The following is a 15957-nucleotide window of genomic DNA, read 5'->3' as shown; positions in this document are numbered from 1 at the left end:
CGATGCGGGCAATCCACAGAGCTGTCAAGCAACCGAACAGGCTGATCGGGAGCGTGCGGGCGTGCGGCACGCGTCGCGGAAAGCGACTACCAGAGCTTCATATGGCGGTTGACGTCCTTGTAGAGCAGGTAGCGGAACCGGCCGGGGCCGCCGGCGTAGCAGGCCTGCGGGCAGAAGGCGCGCAGCCACATGAAATCGCCAGCCTCAACCTCGACCCAATCCTGGTTCAGGCGATAGACCGCCTTGCCCTCCAGCACATAGAGACCATGCTCCATGACATGCGTTTCCATGAACGGGATCACCGCACCCGGCTCCAGCGTCACGATGTTGACGTGCATGTCGTAGCGCACATCGGCCGGATCGATGAAGCGGGTCGTGCCCCAGCGCCCGTCGGTGTCGGGCATGGCCCGGATCGGATGGTCGTCCTCATGGGTGACGATCGCCGGCGGCGGTTCCAGCCCCTCGACCTCCTGAAAGGCCTTTCTGACCCAGTGGAAGATTGCTGCGGCTGAGCCGTCATTCTTCAGACGCCAGGCCGAACCCGCTGGAATGTAAACAAAGGAACCGGCGCGCAGCGCATGGCTGACGCCCTCGAGCTCAACCGTCATGTCGCCTTCGACGACGAACAGCACCGCTTCAGCCCGCTTGTCGGGCTCCGGGCGGTCGCTACCGCCGCCCGGCTGAACTTCCATCACATATTGCGAGAAGGTCTCCGAGAAGCCCGACAGCGGCCGGGAGAGAACCCATGCGCGCGTCCCCGTCCAATGCGGGAGCAGGCTCGTGACAATATCGCTCATGACGCCGCGGGGGATGACCGCGTAAGCCGTGGTAAAAACGGCCCGGCCCGAGAGCAGCTGGCTCTGCGGCGGCAATCCGCCGAGCGTCGAAAAATAATCCGTCTTGTTCATCGGTGCGGCTTTCCAAGCATTTGTCTCTGCACCTGCTTTATGCGCCGCCGATCCGTTAGGCAACTCACAAGCCGGACGAGCGATCCGCCATCACCAGGTGGCCGGGCCCGACCTCGCGATAGAAAGCTTTCGGGGGGGCATAGTCGACCGGTCGCATCGGGCTTTTGATCTCGTCATTCGCCACCAGGCGCTTTTCGTGGCGACGGTCGGGATCGGGCACCGGCACGGCGGCGATGAGCTTCTTCGTATAGGGGTGCTGCGGATTTTCGAATATGGCGGCGCGCGGGCCGACCTCGACGATCTCGCCGAGATACATCACCGCCACGCGGTGGCTGACGCGCTCGACCACCGCCATATCATGCGATATGAACAGAAAGGCGAGGTTGAGGCTCTGCTGCAGGTCGAGCATCAGGTTGATGACCTGCGCCTTGATCGAGACGTCGAGCGCCGAAACGCTTTCGTCGGCAATGATGACCTTCGGCTGCAGGGCAAGCGCCCGGGCAATGCAGATGCGCTGGCGCTGTCCGCCGGAAAATTCATGCGGATAACGCCCGGCCATCTCCGCGGAAAGGCCGACCTTGACCAGCAGATCGGCAACGACGTCCTTGGACTGTTTCGCCGTGCCCATGCCGTGCTCGAGATAGGGCTCGGCGATCGCAGCACCCACCGTCATGCGCGGATTGAGGCTGGCGAAGGGATCCTGGAAGATCATCTGCACGGATTTGCGCATTTCGCGCAGTGCCCTCCTGTCGAGGCCGAGCACCTCCCTCCCCTCGACGAGCACCGAACCGGCCTGCGGCTCGATCAGGCGCATGATGGCCCGCCCTGTCGTCGATTTGCCGCAGCCGGATTCGCCGACGAGCGACAGCGTCTCGCCGGCATGGAGATCGAAAGAGACGTTTTCGACCGCGTGCACGCGGCTCGTCAGCCGGCCGAAGAGGCCGGAGTGGATATCGTAGCGCTTGGTGAGGTTCTTCACCTGCAGGACGGGCGTCACTGCCACCGTATCGGCTGCCTCGGCGGGAACGTCGGATTCGCCCGTTGCGGTATTGACCACGGGAAAACGCAGCGGCCTCTGCCGACCCTGCATCGAGCCGAGCACCGGCACGGCGGACAGCAGCGCCTTCGTATAGGGATGTCTGCCGCGGTGGAAGATATCGGCGGTGACGCCGCTTTCGACCTGCTCGCCGCGATACATCACCACCGTTCTGTCGGCGATCTCGGCGACAACGCCCATGTCATGCGTGATGAAGAGAACGGAGGTCCCCTCCTCCGCCTGCAGCATCTTGATGAGATCGAGGATCTGCCCCTGGATCGTCACGTCGAGCGCTGTCGTCGGCTCGTCGGCGATCAGCAGTTTCGGCCGGCTGGCGAGCGCCATGGCGATCATCACCCGCTGGCGCATGCCGCCGGAAAAACGGTGCGGATATTCGTCGAAGCGCGAGGCGGCCGAGGGGATGCGGACCTTCTCCAAGAGCCTGATCGTTTCGGCCCTGGCATCGGCCCGGCTCAAATCGGAATGGCAAAGCAGCGCTTCGGAGATCTGATCGCCGATGGTGAAAAGCGGATTGAGCGAGGTCATCGGCTCCTGGAAGATCATCGCCACCTCATTGCCGCGCACCTGCCGCATCGCGTGTTCCGGCAGCGCCAGCAGGTCGCGGCCGCCGAGCACGACGCAGCCTTCGGTGCGGCTCGTTTCCGGCTGCAACAGCCGCATGATCGACAGCGACGTCACGCTCTTGCCCGAGCCGGATTCGCCGACGATCGCCACGGTTTCACCGGGCGCGACGGTGAAGGAGACATCGCGCACGACCGGTTTCCAGGCGCCGTCCACGAGGAAGGAGGTGGTCAGCCTGTCGACGGAAAGAACGGGGCTCAATGTCTCGATCGGCTGGGCTTGGGCGTTGGCCATTTCGGCTCCTCTTGCGGCGGATGAGAACGGCGGGTCAATCCGGCCAGCGCAGCAATCCGTCGAAGCGGTGCCGGCTGCGGTTTTCGATCGGGGTTGCGATGATCTCGTTGGAGGCGCGCGCCTTGTCGAGCTCCTCAGCAAGACGGTTTGCGACGATCACCTCCTGGCCCGGATGCAGGTTGCAGGGGTCGAGATAGAAATAGCGGTGCTCCACCTCGTGGTCGCGCACGATGATCGGCGGGTTGCCTCTCGCCAGCGCATCGGCCAGATCCCAGGCGGTGATATGGGCCTGTTCGGGATCGACGATGAGACGCAGACGGTCGAGCGGATTGTTGGTGGGGTCGGGCTCGATCAGCGCGGTGACGCCGGGACGACCCTGGAGGGTCTTCTTCCAGAGATTGAGATAGCCGGTCTCGCGTTCGCGGATGCCGGCATGGTCGCGCCTTTCCCAGGCTTCCAGCGCCGCCATGACGCCGAAAATGCTCTCCTTGCCTACCTTCATGCCGCGGCCGATGCCCATATTCTGCAGGAAGGCATGGCGCACCAAATCCTTCCTGCCGGCAACGATGCCGGAGGTCGGGCCGCCGAGAAACTTGTGGCCGGAATAAAGCGCGATATCAGCCCCCTGCTCCAGGAAAATCTTGAGGTCATATTCCGATGCCGCATCGACGATAACGGGCACCCCCTTGGCATGGGCGATCTCGACGAATTCCTTGAGGTTCAAGAGGCCGTAATCGACGACGTGGTGGGAAACGACATAGACGGCGGCTGCGGTTTTGTCGGTGATGGCGTTTTCCATATGGAAGCGATGGGTCGAAGTCGCCTGTCCCACAAGCACGACCTTGCCGCCGGCAAGCCGGATTGCCTGGTCGACGGGCGCACCGTAGCTGACCACATGGCCCATCTGCACCAGCACTTCGTTCTTCTCAGACACGGCATCCGGCAGCCTCTCGATAGCCAGCAGATTGTTGCCGGTGATCGCACCGGCGACGGTAAGCGAAATACCGGCCGAGCAGGAGGCGGTGACGAAGCCCGCCTCGCCGCCGGTCAGCCGGGCGATGACGCCGCTTGCCTTGCGCTGCAGGTCGTTGATCTCGGCGAAGTGCGGCAGGATGGACGCCATCGCCGCGATCGCCTCGGGAACGACGATCGAAGCGCCAAGGCTGGTCATCGTGCCGGACACATTGATGACGGGACGAAGGCCGAGCGAAGGTCTGATATCATCGGGCATGAAGATCTCCGGAAGTCTGGGGCGAAGGGCGAAACATGGGGCGGTCGTCCGGCAGTGTCGAACAGCCGGAGAACGGACGCGGGTTAAGATAGGAAAAGGTCATCCGAAGACCACTCCAAACATGAAAACACACCTCGTCATCCATGCAAAGCGACGATCGCCTCGATCTCGACGGTGATATTGCCGGGCAGCGAGCCGAAGCCGACGGCCGAGCGGGCATGTTCGCCTGCCGCTCCGAAGACCGCGATCAACAGGTCGGAACAGCCGTTGATGACGCTCGGATGGTCCTCGAACTCGGGTACGGCGTTGACCATGCCGAGCAGCTTGACCACCCGCCTGACGCGCGAGAGATCGCCGAGCGCCTCATGCATGACGGCAAGCAGGTTGATGCCGGTCAGCCGCGCATGCCGATACGCCTCGTCGACACCGACGCCGCCGCCGACCTTGCCGGCATGCAGGAAGCCATCGGCTTCGCGCGGCCCCTGGCCGGATAGATAGAGCATGCTGCCTTCCACCACATGCGTCACGAAATTGGCAATCGGCGGTGGCGGCGGCGGCAGCGTTATGCCAAGAGCGGCTAACCGTTGGTAAGGCGAATTCTCGACCTTGCCGGCTGCGGCGGGGAACTGATTCACGCGAACTCCTGTCATGCGAATTTCGATTGGCGAATTTGGATTGGCCGACCGCTGGTCGACGGATCAAAGGTCCTTGCGAAGTCTCGGGTCGAGCATGTCCCTCAGGCCGTCGCCGACCATCTGCAGCGACAGCACCGAGAGAACGATCGCGACGCCGGGGAAAAGCGTCATCCAGTCGGCCTGGCCGATATATTGCCGGCCGGCGGCGATCATCGTTCCCCAGGTTGGGATCTCGGGGCTGACGCCGAGGCCGAGAAAGGACAGGCCGGCCTCGGCAAGCATGGCGCTGGCGAAGAGGAATGTGCCCTGCACCAGGATCGGCGACAGCAGATTGCGCAGCACATGCCGCGTCATGATGTGGAAGGTCGAAATCCCGAGCGCCCTCGCCGCCTCGACATAGGGCAGCTCGCGAATAACGAGCGTCGAGGCTCGCACGATGCGGGCAAGGCGCGGCGCATAGACGATCGACAACGCGATGATGACGGTCGTCAATGACGGGCCGAGGGCGGCGACCAGCGCGATCGCCAGCAGAATATCGGGGAAAGCCATCATCGCGTCGATCAGCCGGGCTATCGGCGTATCGAGCTTCTGGAAGAAGCCGGCGAGCAGGCCGAGCGTGACGCCAATTGCGGCCGAAAGCGCGACGACCGCAGCCCCGACGAACAGCGACAGGCGGCCCGCGAAGATCGTGCGCGAGAAGACGTCGCGACCGAACTCGTCAGTGCCGAAGAAGAAGGTGCCGCTCGGCGGCTTCAGTCGGTTGACGATGGAAAGCTTCGACGGCGAATAGGGCGCGACTACAGGCGCGAAGGCCGCCAGCAGCACGAAGATCGCCAGGATCAGCAGGCCGAAGGCCACCGTCCTGCGCTTCATCAGGCGGCGGACGAATTTGCCGCCTTCGCTTTCGGCTGGTTTGATTGCGATATCGGCCATCAGTAGCGCACCCTCGGATCGACCAGCAGGTAGAGCATGTCGATCGCAAAATTGATCAGCACATAGAGCGCGGCGATGACGAGCAGCGCCCCTTGGATGACGGGATAATCGCGGCGCAACACCGCCGAAACGACGAGATTGCCGACACCCGGCAGGCCGAAGACTGTTTCGGTGACAACAGCGCCCGAAATCAGCACCGCCGCCGTCAGGCCGAGCACCGTCAGGATCGGGATCAGCGCATTCCTCAACGCGTGCTTGAGGATGACCTTGCGCTCGATCAAGCCCTTGGCGCGGGCCGTGCGGATATAATCGTCGCCGAGCACATCGAGCATCGAGGCGCGGGTGAAGCGCAGGATCAACGCCGAGGAGACGATGCCAAGCGCAAAGGCCGGCAGGGTCAGGTGATACATCCGGTCGATGAAGGTCGAGCCCGGGCCGCCATATCCCGAGACCGGGAAGAGATTGAACCGCACGGCGAAGAACTGCATGAGAATGAGCCCGAGCCAGAAGCTCGGAATGCTGGCGGCGAACATGGCGAGCGTCGTTGCCGCCTGGTCAATGAAGGAACCGCGCCGATAGGCGGCATAGATGCCGATCGGCAGGGCGATGGCGCTGGCAATGGCAAGCGAAAACAGCGTCAGGAAGAAGGTCGGCTCGGCCCGGTCGATGAGGGCCGATGTGACGGGCATGTTCAGGAAGATCGACTGGCCGAGATCACCCTTCAGCAACTGGCCGATATAATAGACATATTGCAACCCGAGCGATTGATCGAGGCCGAGCCGGGTTCGGAGATCGGCAATATCCTGCGGCGTCGCATCCGGCCCGAGCATAACGGCGGCCGGATCTCCCGGCGTCACACGCACGATGACGAAGACGATCGTGACGACGAGAAACATCACGACGATCATGCCGAACAGGCGCTGGAGGATGTAGCGGATCATGAATGCCGGCCTTCAAGCCCTTGCAGATGCGGCAGAAAAGATGACCGGTACCGGTCCCGAAGGACCGGTGCCGGCGGTGATGCTCACTTCTTGATCGAAGCGTTCCAGAAATACGGCCAGGGAGCCGGATCGACTCCTTCGAGCTTGACCGACTTCGCCGAGACGGCGTTGAAATCGCCGATCTTCATGAAGGGCGCGTCGGTATAAACCGCCTTCTGAACATCGGCCCAGAGCGCCACGCGCTTCTTCGGGTCGACCTCGGAGGTGAAGGCATCGACGGCGGCCTTGCGGGCTGGCGTGTCCCACCAGCCCGGCGAACTGGTCGAGAGCGAGCCGATGAGGGCCGGCTCCGGCAGGAAGGGGCTGTGGGTGATATAGATATCCCAGAGCTTCGGATCGGTGCGGCGCTGCGTCAGCGTCGCCCAGTCCACCACCTGCATATCGACGGTGAAGCCGGCAAGCTTCAGATATTCGGCGGCGACCTGCGCCATCTTGTAATGGAACTCGTATTGACGGCTGGTCAGGATGCGGATCGGCTCGCCGTTGTAACCCGCTTTCTTGGCGGCAGCCGCCGCCCCTTCCGGATCGGCGACATTATAGGCGCCCTCGACGCCGGCATCCGTCGACCAGGCAAAGGTCTTGGGGTAGATGGCGCCGTCGAGCGCATAAAAATCCTTGCTGCCGAAGGCTGCCGCCAGCATGTCTTCCATGCTGAGCGCTTGGCGGATCGCCTTGCGGACCTCGACATTGGCAGCCACACCTTCCTTCGTATTGAAGACGAAGACCGGATAACCGAAGGGCTTCAGCATGACCGGCTGCGAGGCAGTCGACGCCTTCAGCTTGTCGTAGGATTCGACCGCGATCGAGTCGACATAATCATATTGGCCCGAAATGGCGGCCTCGACGCGGGTGTTCGGATCCGGCACCGGCACGAAGCGGATTTCATCGAGATATTGATGGCGGGCGCCGCCGTAACCATTGCCGTCGCCCTCGCGTGACTTATAGCCGTCGAAGCGGACGAGCTGGATATATTGGTCGGCCTTGCGCTCCTTCAGCATATAGGGGCCGGTGCCAATGAATTCCTTCATCGGTTCGTCCTGCTTTTCGGAAGGGATGATGATCGCCGCCGAATTGTTGAAGGCGAGCAACGAGGTCAGCGGCGCATAGGGCTGCTTCAGGGTGATGGTGACGGTCGAAGGATCGGTCGCGGCGATCTTGCCGATGAAGCCCGCCACCTGCTTGCCGCGCGAGGCGATCTTCGTCCAGCGGCCAAGCGAGGCGACAACATCCTCGGACGTCATGTCTGTATTGTCGTGGAACTTGATGCCGGTCCTCAGCTTGATCGTATAGGTTTTGCCGTCGGCGCTGATCTCCGGCAGGCTTTCGGCCAGCAGCGGCGTGACGTTCCAACTCTTGTCGAAGGTGTAGAGCGTTTCGAAAATATGCTGGGTGACGATGCCGACAAGATCAGCCGTCGACGACATCGGATCGAGCGTCGGCGGCTCGCCGATCGTCGCGACATTGATGACGCCGCCCTTTTCCTGGGCAAGCAGGGCGGACGGCAGGGCGACGAGCGCGGTACCGAGCAGGAATGCGACCAGTGTTTTCATGTGATGGCTCCCGTTTAGTTCCATTATTATGCAATTCATCTTTTTGTAACAGAATAAGAACTGGATCGATCCTGTCAAGCGCGGGCGACGGATTATGCAGCCGCGGATAGCGCGACGCCGAAAAAGCACCATCTTCATCTGCGGCTGTCTGCGCTGCATGAAAGCGGCATGATATGCCAAAGTCAGGTGGTCGCCTGCGGTCAGGCTTCAACAGAACGGGAGAACGGGATGAGCATCGATTTCAACAAAGGAAAGTGGCTGAACGAGCCGGCCAGCTGGCGCGCAGACGAAACCAGCCTCACCCTGACGACCGACGAGAAAACCGATTTTTGGTGCGAAACCTATTACGGCTTCACCCGCGACAACGGCCATTTCCTCGCTTTTCCCACCGGTGACAGCTTCACCGCCGAGATCCGCATCCAGGGCGAATTCCGCACCCTCTACGATCAGGCCGGCCTGATGGTGCGCCTCGACGAAACACGCTGGGTGAAGTCAGGCGTCGAATTCACCGACGGCGAAGCCTTCCTCAGCGCCGTCGTCACCGACGGCAGATCCGACTGGTCGGTGTCCCAGCCCTTCAAGGAACTCGAAGATTTCCACATCCGCGTCACCGTCGCAGGCGGCGCCATGCGCATCCAGGCCTCCCGCGACGGCAGCCGCTGGCCGCTGCTGCGGCTAGCGCCCTTCCCGGCTGCCGACCGCTATGAAGTCGGGCCGGCGGCCTGCACGCCGGAGCGCAGCGGGTTGAGGGTGCGGTTTTCGGAGTTTTCGATCGGGCCGGCGATTTCGACGGATCTTCACGATTTGAGTTAGCCGGATAGGATGCGATCGGGATTGCATTCCTGAGCAGCAACGTTCACGCCTAAAGCGCAGCCGCAAGGAGAGTACCGAACCCTCATTTTCGAGATGACATCCGCCCCGTTCTCTGCGAAAAAGAGCGCGATGAGAGACAGGGGCGCCCGTCGACAGACGGGCTGAGAAGCACCCTTCGAACCTGAACCGGATAATGCCGGCGGAGGGAGTCGCTCGGGGTCGCGGTTTCGCCCGCACGAATTGCCCCGTGCCCGCCCCCGCCTGAAAGGGGCGCCATGCAAAACAAGATCACGTCGGGAGCCATGCTGAAGGCGATGCGCGAAAAGCCGCCGCTCGTCCAGTGCATCACCAATTATGTCGCCATGAACATCGCGGCCAATGTTCTGCTTGCGTCGGGCGCCTCGCCCGCCATGGTGCACGCCGCTGAAGAAGCCGGCGAATTCGCCGGCATCGCGAATGCATTGACCATCAACATCGGCACGCTTTCGACGCAATGGATCGAAGGCATGCAGACGGCGGCGAGGGCCGCCAACGCAGCCGGCAAACCATGGGTCCTCGATCCGGTCGCGCATTACGCGACGGCCTTCCGCCGCGGAGCGGTCGCCGATCTCCTGGCGCTGAAGCCGACGATCATCCGCGGCAATGCTTCCGAGATCATCGCCCTTGCCGGCGGAGAGAGCCGCGGCCAGGGCGTCGACAGCCGCGACCCGGTCGAGCAGGCGGAAGGCTCGGCGCGGCGGCTCGCCGAGCGGCAGCGGGCGGTGGTCGCCGTCACCGGTGCGGCCGATTTCGTCACCGATGGTGAAAGAGCCGTGCGCATCAAAGGCGGATCGGTCCTGATGCCGCAGGTCACCGCACTCGGCTGCTCGCTCACCTGCCTGATCGGCGCCTTTGCCGCGACCGCCCCTGAGGATACGTTCGGGGCGACAGTTGCGGCCCTTGCGACCTTCTCCGTCGCGGGCGAGGATGCCGCCCTCGGGGCGGCCGGCCCCGGCTCCTTCGCTTGGCGTTTCCTCGATGCGCTGTCAGCCCTGGACGCCGAAACGCTCGATGCCCGGGCAAGGATTTCGGCCGTATGAAGGTTTTCGACCTTTCGCTCTATCTCGTCCTCGACCCCGAACTCTGCGCCGGGATCGGCATGGTCGAGACCGCGCGCCTTGCCGTTGCCGGCGGCGCCACGATGGTGCAACTGCGCGACAAACATGCGGGCACGACCAGAATGATCGAGACCGGCCGAGCCTTGAAACAAGCGCTTGCGGGAACCGGCGCCCTGCTCATCGTCAACGACGATGTCGAGGCGGCGATCGCCATAAGTGCCGACGGCCTGCATATCGGCCAGGAGGACATGGACGCGCGCACGGCACGGACGATGATCGGCCCCGGGATGATCCTCGGCCTCTCGGTCGAGACCGCGCCGCTTGCTAGCGCCGTCGATCCTGGTCTCGTCGATTATGCCGGCGTCGGACCGGTCTTTGCGACGCCGACCAAGGCCGACCACAAGCAGCCGATCGGCTTTGACGGTCTGGCAAGGCTGGTGAAGGCTTCGCCGGTGCCGTCAGTCGCCATCGGCGGCCTCAAGGCGAACCACGTGGCCGAGGTATTTGCCGCAGGCGCCAATGGGCTTGCCGTCGTCTCAGCCATCGCCGGCACGCCGGACCCCGAGGCGGCCACGCGCCGCATCGCCGCAGAAATCCGAAAGGTCCGCCCATGATCCGCAACGTTCTCTCCATCGCCGGCTCCGATCCCTCGGGCGGTGCCGGCATCCAGGCCGATCTCAAGGCCTTTTCCGCCCGCGGCGTCTACGGCATGGCGGTGCTGACCGCGCTGACGGCGCAGAACACGCAAGGGGTGAGCGGCGTGCATCTGGTGCCGCCGCAATTCGTCGCCGACCAGATCGATGCCGTCTTTGCCGATGTGCGCGTCGACGCCGTCAAGATCGGCATGATCGCCAATGCCGGCATCGCCGAGGCCGTTGCCGCAGCCCTCGCGCACCGGCGTGGCATCCCCGTCGTTCTCGACCCGGTGATGATCGCCAAGGGGGGCGCCGCCCTGCTCGCACCTGAAGCGGTCGACGTGCTGACCAGGCGGCTGCTGCCACTTGCCACGCTTCTCACCCCGAACCTGCCGGAAGCCGCCGCACTTCTGCACCAGCCGGTCGCGACAAACCGGGCCGAGATGGCCGCCCAGGCCGAGCGGCTGCGCGCCCTTGGTCCGGCCGCCGTGCTGGTCAAGGGCGGACACCTCGACGGTGACGAAAGCCCCGACGTGCTTGCCACTGCCGACGGCCTGCACTGGTTCGAGGCGCGACGCGTGCCGACCAAGAATACCCACGGCACCGGCTGCACGCTGTCCAGCGCGCTGGCCGCCGAACTCGCCAAAGGCGACTCGACGCCAGGGGCTGTTGCCACTGCCAAGGACTATCTCGCCGGCGCGGTCGCAGCCGCCGGAAAGCTCAGCGTCGGCTCCGGCCACGGTCCGGTGCAGCATTTCCACGCGCTCTGGCAAGAGGGCGAATAGGCGCTGGCATCGGCAAACAGATGCAAATGTAAAACGGCCCGGCTTGTTCCGGGCCGTTTTGCATTGGACCCATACCGCACGTCGAGGCCGCAACGAGAACAGTCGCGTCCAAGAAAATCCCTGTTGACAAGCCTTCTGAGATGGCCAAGTCTATGACATTAAAAGGGGATATATTCCGCAATAACGGAACATCCAGAGGAGAGACGGGTGCCGGACCTGCTTGTGAGCTTATATTCCACCAGGCTCGCCGAACTGAAAGAGCGGGCTGACGTCGTCGGCGCCTCCATCCGTCCGGCTCTTCCTGCGGAACTGCACCTCGTGGTCAACTGGGTTCGCGAACAATTCAGCGAGAATTGGGCGAGCGAGGTTTCGGTCGCTTTTTCCCGCCAGCCCGTCGCCTGCCTGATATCAGTCGAAGGCGGCAAGCTGCTTGGCTTTGCCTGCTACGACACCACGGCGCGTGGCTTCTTCGGCCCGACCGGCGTCGATTCCGGAGCACGCGGCAGGGGCATCGGCCTCGCGCTGTTTTCCGCCTGCCTTCAGACGATGAAGACGCTCGGCCATGCCTACGCCTTCATCGGCGATGCCGGCCCCGTCGACTTCTACGCCAGGACCGCAGGCGCCATCGTTATCCCCGCCCCCGACAAGGGCATTTACGAAGGCATGCTCAGAAGCGCGCCGAAATGACCATCTGATACCGGAGTTCCAGAATTGTCCTCGACCCCTCTTGCCCTTTTCGTCGGGCTTCCGAATCCCATCATATCGGATTATGAATTCGCGCTCTTTCGCGACACCAACCCGCTCGGCCTTTTCGTCGGGCGGCGCAATCAGCGCGAGCCGGAGCAGACGAGGCGGCTGATCGAGCGCTTTCGCGAAGCCGTCGGCCGCGACGATGCGCCTGTCTTCACCGACCAGGAAGGCGGGCGCGTCCAACACCTCGACGCCGGTCCCTGGCCGCTCTTCCGCAGCTTCGGCCAGTTCGCCGACCTGGCGCGGCGCGATCTCGATCTCGGCAAAAAGGCACTGCGCCTTTCCTCCCAGGCCATGGGCGCGATGATGACGGAACTCGGCCTTTCCAGCGGCTGCTCGCCCGTTCTCGACCTCGTCTTCGAGACGACGAGCGCGGTCATCGGCGCCCGCTCCTTCGGCCCCGATCCGGACTTCATCGCCGCCCTCGGCCGCGAGGTGGTCGACGGCCTGCTAGAGACCGGCAACATGCCCGTCATGAAGCACATTCCCGGCCATGGCCGCGCCACGCTCGACTCCCACAAGGAGCGTCCGGTGGTCGATGCCAGCCGCGAAACGCTCATCGCCACCGATTTCAAGCCGTTCGTCACGCTGAAGGATACGCCCTGGGCCATGGTCGCCCATGTCGTCTATTCGGCCTACGACGCGGAGCTGCCGGCTTCGATCTCGCCTGTTATGCACGACCTGATCCGCAAGGAGATGGGCTATGAGGGCGTGCTGATATCCGACTGCATCTTCATGCAGTCGCTCTCCGGCACCCTGCCGGAACGCGTCGCCCAAGTGCTCGACGCGGGCTTCGATATCGCCCTCCACAGCCACGGTGACGTCAGGGAAAGCGAAGCCGCAGCCAAGGCCGCCCGCCCGCTGACCGACGCCGCTCTCAAGCGCATCGCCGCCGGCAAGGCCCGCCTCGGCAATCTCAAGATCGATTATCGCGCCGCTCACCGGCAAGTCGAAGACATGTTTGCCAGCGTGCCGGCCGCCTGACCGGCACATCATTTTTCACGTATAAGAAGAAGGGGAATGGAACATGAAAAAATATCTTCTTGGGGCCGCAGCACTCACGCTGATTTCGGGATCCGCCATGGCGCAGACGGTGCTGACGGCGAATATCGAGCCGGCGACCACCTGGGTTCGCAACTTCAACCCGTTCAACCAGACCTCGGCGCGCCAGTCGACGCTCGACTTCATCTACGAGCCGCTCGTTATTTTCAATCGCTTCGACAGCAACAAGCCGGTCTACCGCCTAGCCGAAAGCTTCAAGCTCTCCGACGACCTGAAGAGCATAGAGTTCAAGCTGCGCCCCGACCTGAAATGGTCGGATGGCGAGCCGCTGACCGCAGCCGACGTCAAGTTCACCTATGACTATCTGAAGAAATTCCCCGCGCTCGATTTCGTCAGCATCTGGACCTTTGTCACCGACGTCCAAGCCGTCGACGGCCAGACGGTGCGCTTCACCCTCGCCAATCCGAGCTCGCTTGCCGCCGAGCAGATCTCGCAGCTGCCAATCGTTCCCGAACATGTCTGGAAGGACGTCGCCGATCCCGTCACCTTCGCCAACGAGACCCCGGTCGGCAGCGGCCCGCTGACGGAGGTGCCGCGCTTCACCGGCCAGACCTACGACCAGTGCCGCAACCCGAACTATTGGGACAACGCGCATCTGAAGATCGACTGCATGCGCTTTCCGCAGCTTGCCGACAACAATCAGATCCTGACGGCAACCGCCGACGGCACGCTCGACTGGGGCGTCTCCTTCATTCCCGACATCGACAATGTCTATGTCTCGAAGGACCCGGCGCATTTCCACTATTGGTATTCGCCGAGCAGCATGGTCGCCTTCCTGTTCAACTTGGAAACCGCAAACGAGAACAACAAGAAGGCCTTCAACGATGTGAAGTTCCGCCGCGCCGTCGGCATGGCGCTCGACCGCAAGACGATGATCGACGTCGCCGGCTACGGCTACCCGACGCTGAACGAAGACCCCGGCCTGATGGGTGAACTCTACAAGAGCTGGGCAGACCCTTCCATCAAGGCCGACTTCGGCAAATACGCGACCTATGACGCCGACGCGGCCAAGGCGCTGCTCGACGAGGCCGGCTACAAGGACAAGGATGGCGACGGCTTCCGCGACAATTCCGACGGCAGCAAGATCGCCTTCTCGATCATCGTCCCGAACTCCTGGACGGACTGGGTCGACACCGTCAACATCGCCGTCGAAGGCATGCAGGCGGTCGGCATCGATGCCAAGATCGAAACGCCTGAAGAAGCCGTCTGGACCGGCAACCTCATCAACGGCACCTTCGATGCGGCGATCAACAGCCTGCCGGCTTCGGCTTCGCCCTACTATCCCTACAAGCGCGCCTTCAGCGCTTCGGACAAAGGCAAGACCCGCTTCACCGCGCAGCGCTGGTTCAACCCGGATGTGGAGAAGCTCGTCACCGAGTTCACCCAGACCGCCGACCTCGCCAAACAGAAGGAAGCGATGAACAAGGCGCAGCGCATCGTCGCCGAAAACATGCCTGTCATTCCGGTCTTCAACAATCCGAACTGGTACCAGTACAACACCAAGCGTTTCACCGGCTGGTCGACCAAGGAAAATCCCTTCGTCAATCCGTCGATCTCGCGCACCAATCCGGCGCGCCTCTTGAACCTGCTCGCCTTGGAGCCGGTCAAGTAAGGCATTGATCTCGGGAGCGGCGCGTCAACGCCGCTCCGCTCACGACGGAGTCCCCATGGCTTTCCTGCTTCGCCGCCTCGTCTTCTACATGGCAGCCTTCATCGCGGCAGCGACGATCAATTTCTTCCTGCCCCGTCTGATGCCGGGCGATCCCGTGCAGATCATGTTTTCGAGCGCCGGCGCCGAATTGCCGCCGGAAAGCCTGCAGGCGCTGAAGCTGACCTTCGGCTTCGTCGACGGTCCGCTCTGGCAGCAATATCTCACCTATCTCGGCAGCATCTTCACCGGCGATCTCGGCCGCTCGATCAAGTATTTCCCGTTGCCGGTCACCTCGGTTCTCGGCCATGCCCTCGTCTGGACCGTCGGCCTGATGGGAACGGCGACGATCGTCAGCTTCGCGCTCGGCACCTTCCTCGGCATCCTCGCCGCCTGGCGGCGCGGCAGCAGGTTCGACGTCATCGTCTCCGTCGGCGCGATCTTCGCGACCTCGGTACCAGCCGTCGTCACCTCGCTGATCGTGCTCTTCATCTTCGGCTTCACGCTCGGCTGGTTCCCGAACGGCTATGCCGCCGACCCCTCGCTCGATCCGGCTTTCAGCCTGCAATATATCGGCAGCGTCGCCTATCACGGCATCCTGCCAATGGTGACCCTCTGCACCGTGCTGATCGGCGGCTTCACCGTCACCATGCGTAACAACATGATCAACCTGCTCGGCGAGGATTATATCGTCATGGCCCGCGCCAAGGGCCTTTCCGATCGGCATGTAATGCTCTGGTATGCGGCGCGCAACGCCCTGCTGCCGACCGTCTCCAGCCTTGCCATCGCGATCGGCACCATCCTCGGCGGCTCGCTGGTGACGGAGGTCGTCTACAACTATCCCGGCCTCGGCAACATTCTCTACCAGGCAATCCTCGCCCGCGATTATCCCGTCATCCAGGGCCAGCTCCTGATCATGACAGCAACCATGCTGATCGCCAATTTCATCGTCGACGTCAGCTATATCTCGCTCGACCCGCGGCTGAAGGGAGCGTGA

General features: G+C 63.1%; 15 protein-coding genes and 1 riboswitch. Of the genes, 8 read left to right on the top strand and 7 right to left on the bottom strand.

What is annotated here, in order from left to right:
- Window positions 1–86: 86 nt before the first annotated feature.
- The 7 genes from HJB91_RS02055 to HJB91_RS02025 all read right to left on the bottom strand — a co-directional run bounded on the left by HJB91_RS02055 (window position 87) and on the right by HJB91_RS02025 (window position 8170).
- Entirely contained in the window at window positions 87–908 is an 822-nt protein-coding gene (locus HJB91_RS02055; protein ID WP_221153379.1) for a bifunctional allantoicase/(S)-ureidoglycine aminohydrolase, read from the bottom strand.
- Between the two features lie 64 nt (window positions 909–972).
- Window positions 973–2820: an ABC transporter ATP-binding protein gene (locus HJB91_RS02050; RefSeq protein ID WP_221153378.1), complete on the bottom strand. Its 1848-nt coding sequence runs from the start codon at window positions 2818–2820 to the stop codon at window positions 973–975.
- Window positions 2821–2854: 34 nt separating this feature from the next.
- Window positions 2855–4051, bottom strand: a complete 1197-nt coding sequence (locus HJB91_RS02045) for an aminotransferase class V-fold PLP-dependent enzyme (RefSeq protein ID WP_221145126.1) — start codon at window positions 4049–4051, stop codon at window positions 2855–2857.
- A 137-nt stretch (window positions 4052–4188) separates the two neighbouring features.
- Complete coding sequence (locus HJB91_RS02040; protein WP_210632363.1) at window positions 4189–4701, bottom strand: RidA family protein; 513 nt, start codon at window positions 4699–4701, stop codon at window positions 4189–4191.
- A gap of 48 nt (window positions 4702–4749) precedes the next feature.
- Window positions 4750–5619 (bottom strand): ABC transporter permease, encoded by an 870-nt coding sequence (locus tag HJB91_RS02035; protein WP_221145124.1) that lies wholly within the window; start codon window positions 5617–5619, stop codon window positions 4750–4752.
- Window positions 5619–6560 (bottom strand): ABC transporter permease, encoded by a 942-nt coding sequence (locus HJB91_RS02030; protein ID WP_210632361.1) that lies wholly within the window; start codon window positions 6558–6560, stop codon window positions 5619–5621. Before HJB91_RS02030 ends, HJB91_RS02035 begins: the two co-directional genes overlap by 1 nt.
- A gap of 83 nt (window positions 6561–6643) precedes the next feature.
- Window positions 6644–8170 (bottom strand): ABC transporter substrate-binding protein, encoded by a 1527-nt coding sequence (locus HJB91_RS02025; protein ID WP_221145122.1) that lies wholly within the window; start codon window positions 8168–8170, stop codon window positions 6644–6646.
- Window positions 8171–8398: 228 nt separating this feature from the next.
- Between HJB91_RS02025 and HJB91_RS02020 the strand changes: the two genes are divergently transcribed.
- The 8 genes from HJB91_RS02020 to HJB91_RS01985 all read left to right on the top strand — a co-directional run bounded on the left by HJB91_RS02020 (window position 8399) and on the right by HJB91_RS01985 (window position 15957).
- Complete coding sequence (locus tag HJB91_RS02020; protein WP_221153377.1) at window positions 8399–8983, top strand: DUF1349 domain-containing protein; 585 nt, start codon at window positions 8399–8401, stop codon at window positions 8981–8983.
- 128 nt (window positions 8984–9111) lie between these two features.
- Window positions 9112–9208: riboswitch (TPP riboswitch) on the top strand.
- A 50-nt stretch (window positions 9209–9258) separates the two neighbouring features.
- The gene (gene thiM, locus HJB91_RS02015; RefSeq protein ID WP_210632358.1) at window positions 9259–10062 is read left to right on the top strand and encodes a hydroxyethylthiazole kinase; all 804 of its coding nucleotides are present in this window, start codon (window positions 9259–9261) and stop codon (window positions 10060–10062) included.
- Window positions 10059–10694 (top strand): thiamine phosphate synthase, encoded by a 636-nt coding sequence (thiE, locus tag HJB91_RS02010; RefSeq protein WP_221145109.1) that lies wholly within the window; start codon window positions 10059–10061, stop codon window positions 10692–10694. Before thiM ends, thiE begins: the two co-directional genes overlap by 4 nt.
- Window positions 10691–11500, top strand: coding sequence for a bifunctional hydroxymethylpyrimidine kinase/phosphomethylpyrimidine kinase (gene thiD / locus HJB91_RS02005; protein WP_221153376.1), 810 nt, complete (start codon window positions 10691–10693; stop codon window positions 11498–11500). Before thiE ends, thiD begins: the two co-directional genes overlap by 4 nt.
- 207 nt (window positions 11501–11707) lie before the next feature.
- Window positions 11708–12187, top strand: a complete 480-nt coding sequence (locus HJB91_RS02000; RefSeq protein WP_210632355.1) for a GNAT family N-acetyltransferase — start codon at window positions 11708–11710, stop codon at window positions 12185–12187.
- A gap of 24 nt (window positions 12188–12211) precedes the next feature.
- Window positions 12212–13234: a glycoside hydrolase family 3 N-terminal domain-containing protein gene (locus HJB91_RS01995; protein ID WP_210632354.1), complete on the top strand. Its 1023-nt coding sequence runs from the start codon at window positions 12212–12214 to the stop codon at window positions 13232–13234.
- Between the two features lie 43 nt (window positions 13235–13277).
- Window positions 13278–14924: an ABC transporter substrate-binding protein gene (locus HJB91_RS01990; protein ID WP_221153375.1), complete on the top strand. Its 1647-nt coding sequence runs from the start codon at window positions 13278–13280 to the stop codon at window positions 14922–14924.
- Window positions 14925–14979: 55 nt separating this feature from the next.
- On the top strand, window positions 14980–15957 hold the full coding sequence (locus HJB91_RS01985) for an ABC transporter permease (protein ID WP_221153374.1): 978 nt from the start codon (window positions 14980–14982) through the stop codon (window positions 15955–15957).

The organism is Rhizobium sp. NLR10b, from assembly GCF_019685435.1.
Classification (GTDB): Bacteria; Pseudomonadota; Alphaproteobacteria; order Rhizobiales; family Rhizobiaceae; genus Rhizobium.
This window is presented reverse-complemented; position numbering and strand designations above follow the sequence as displayed.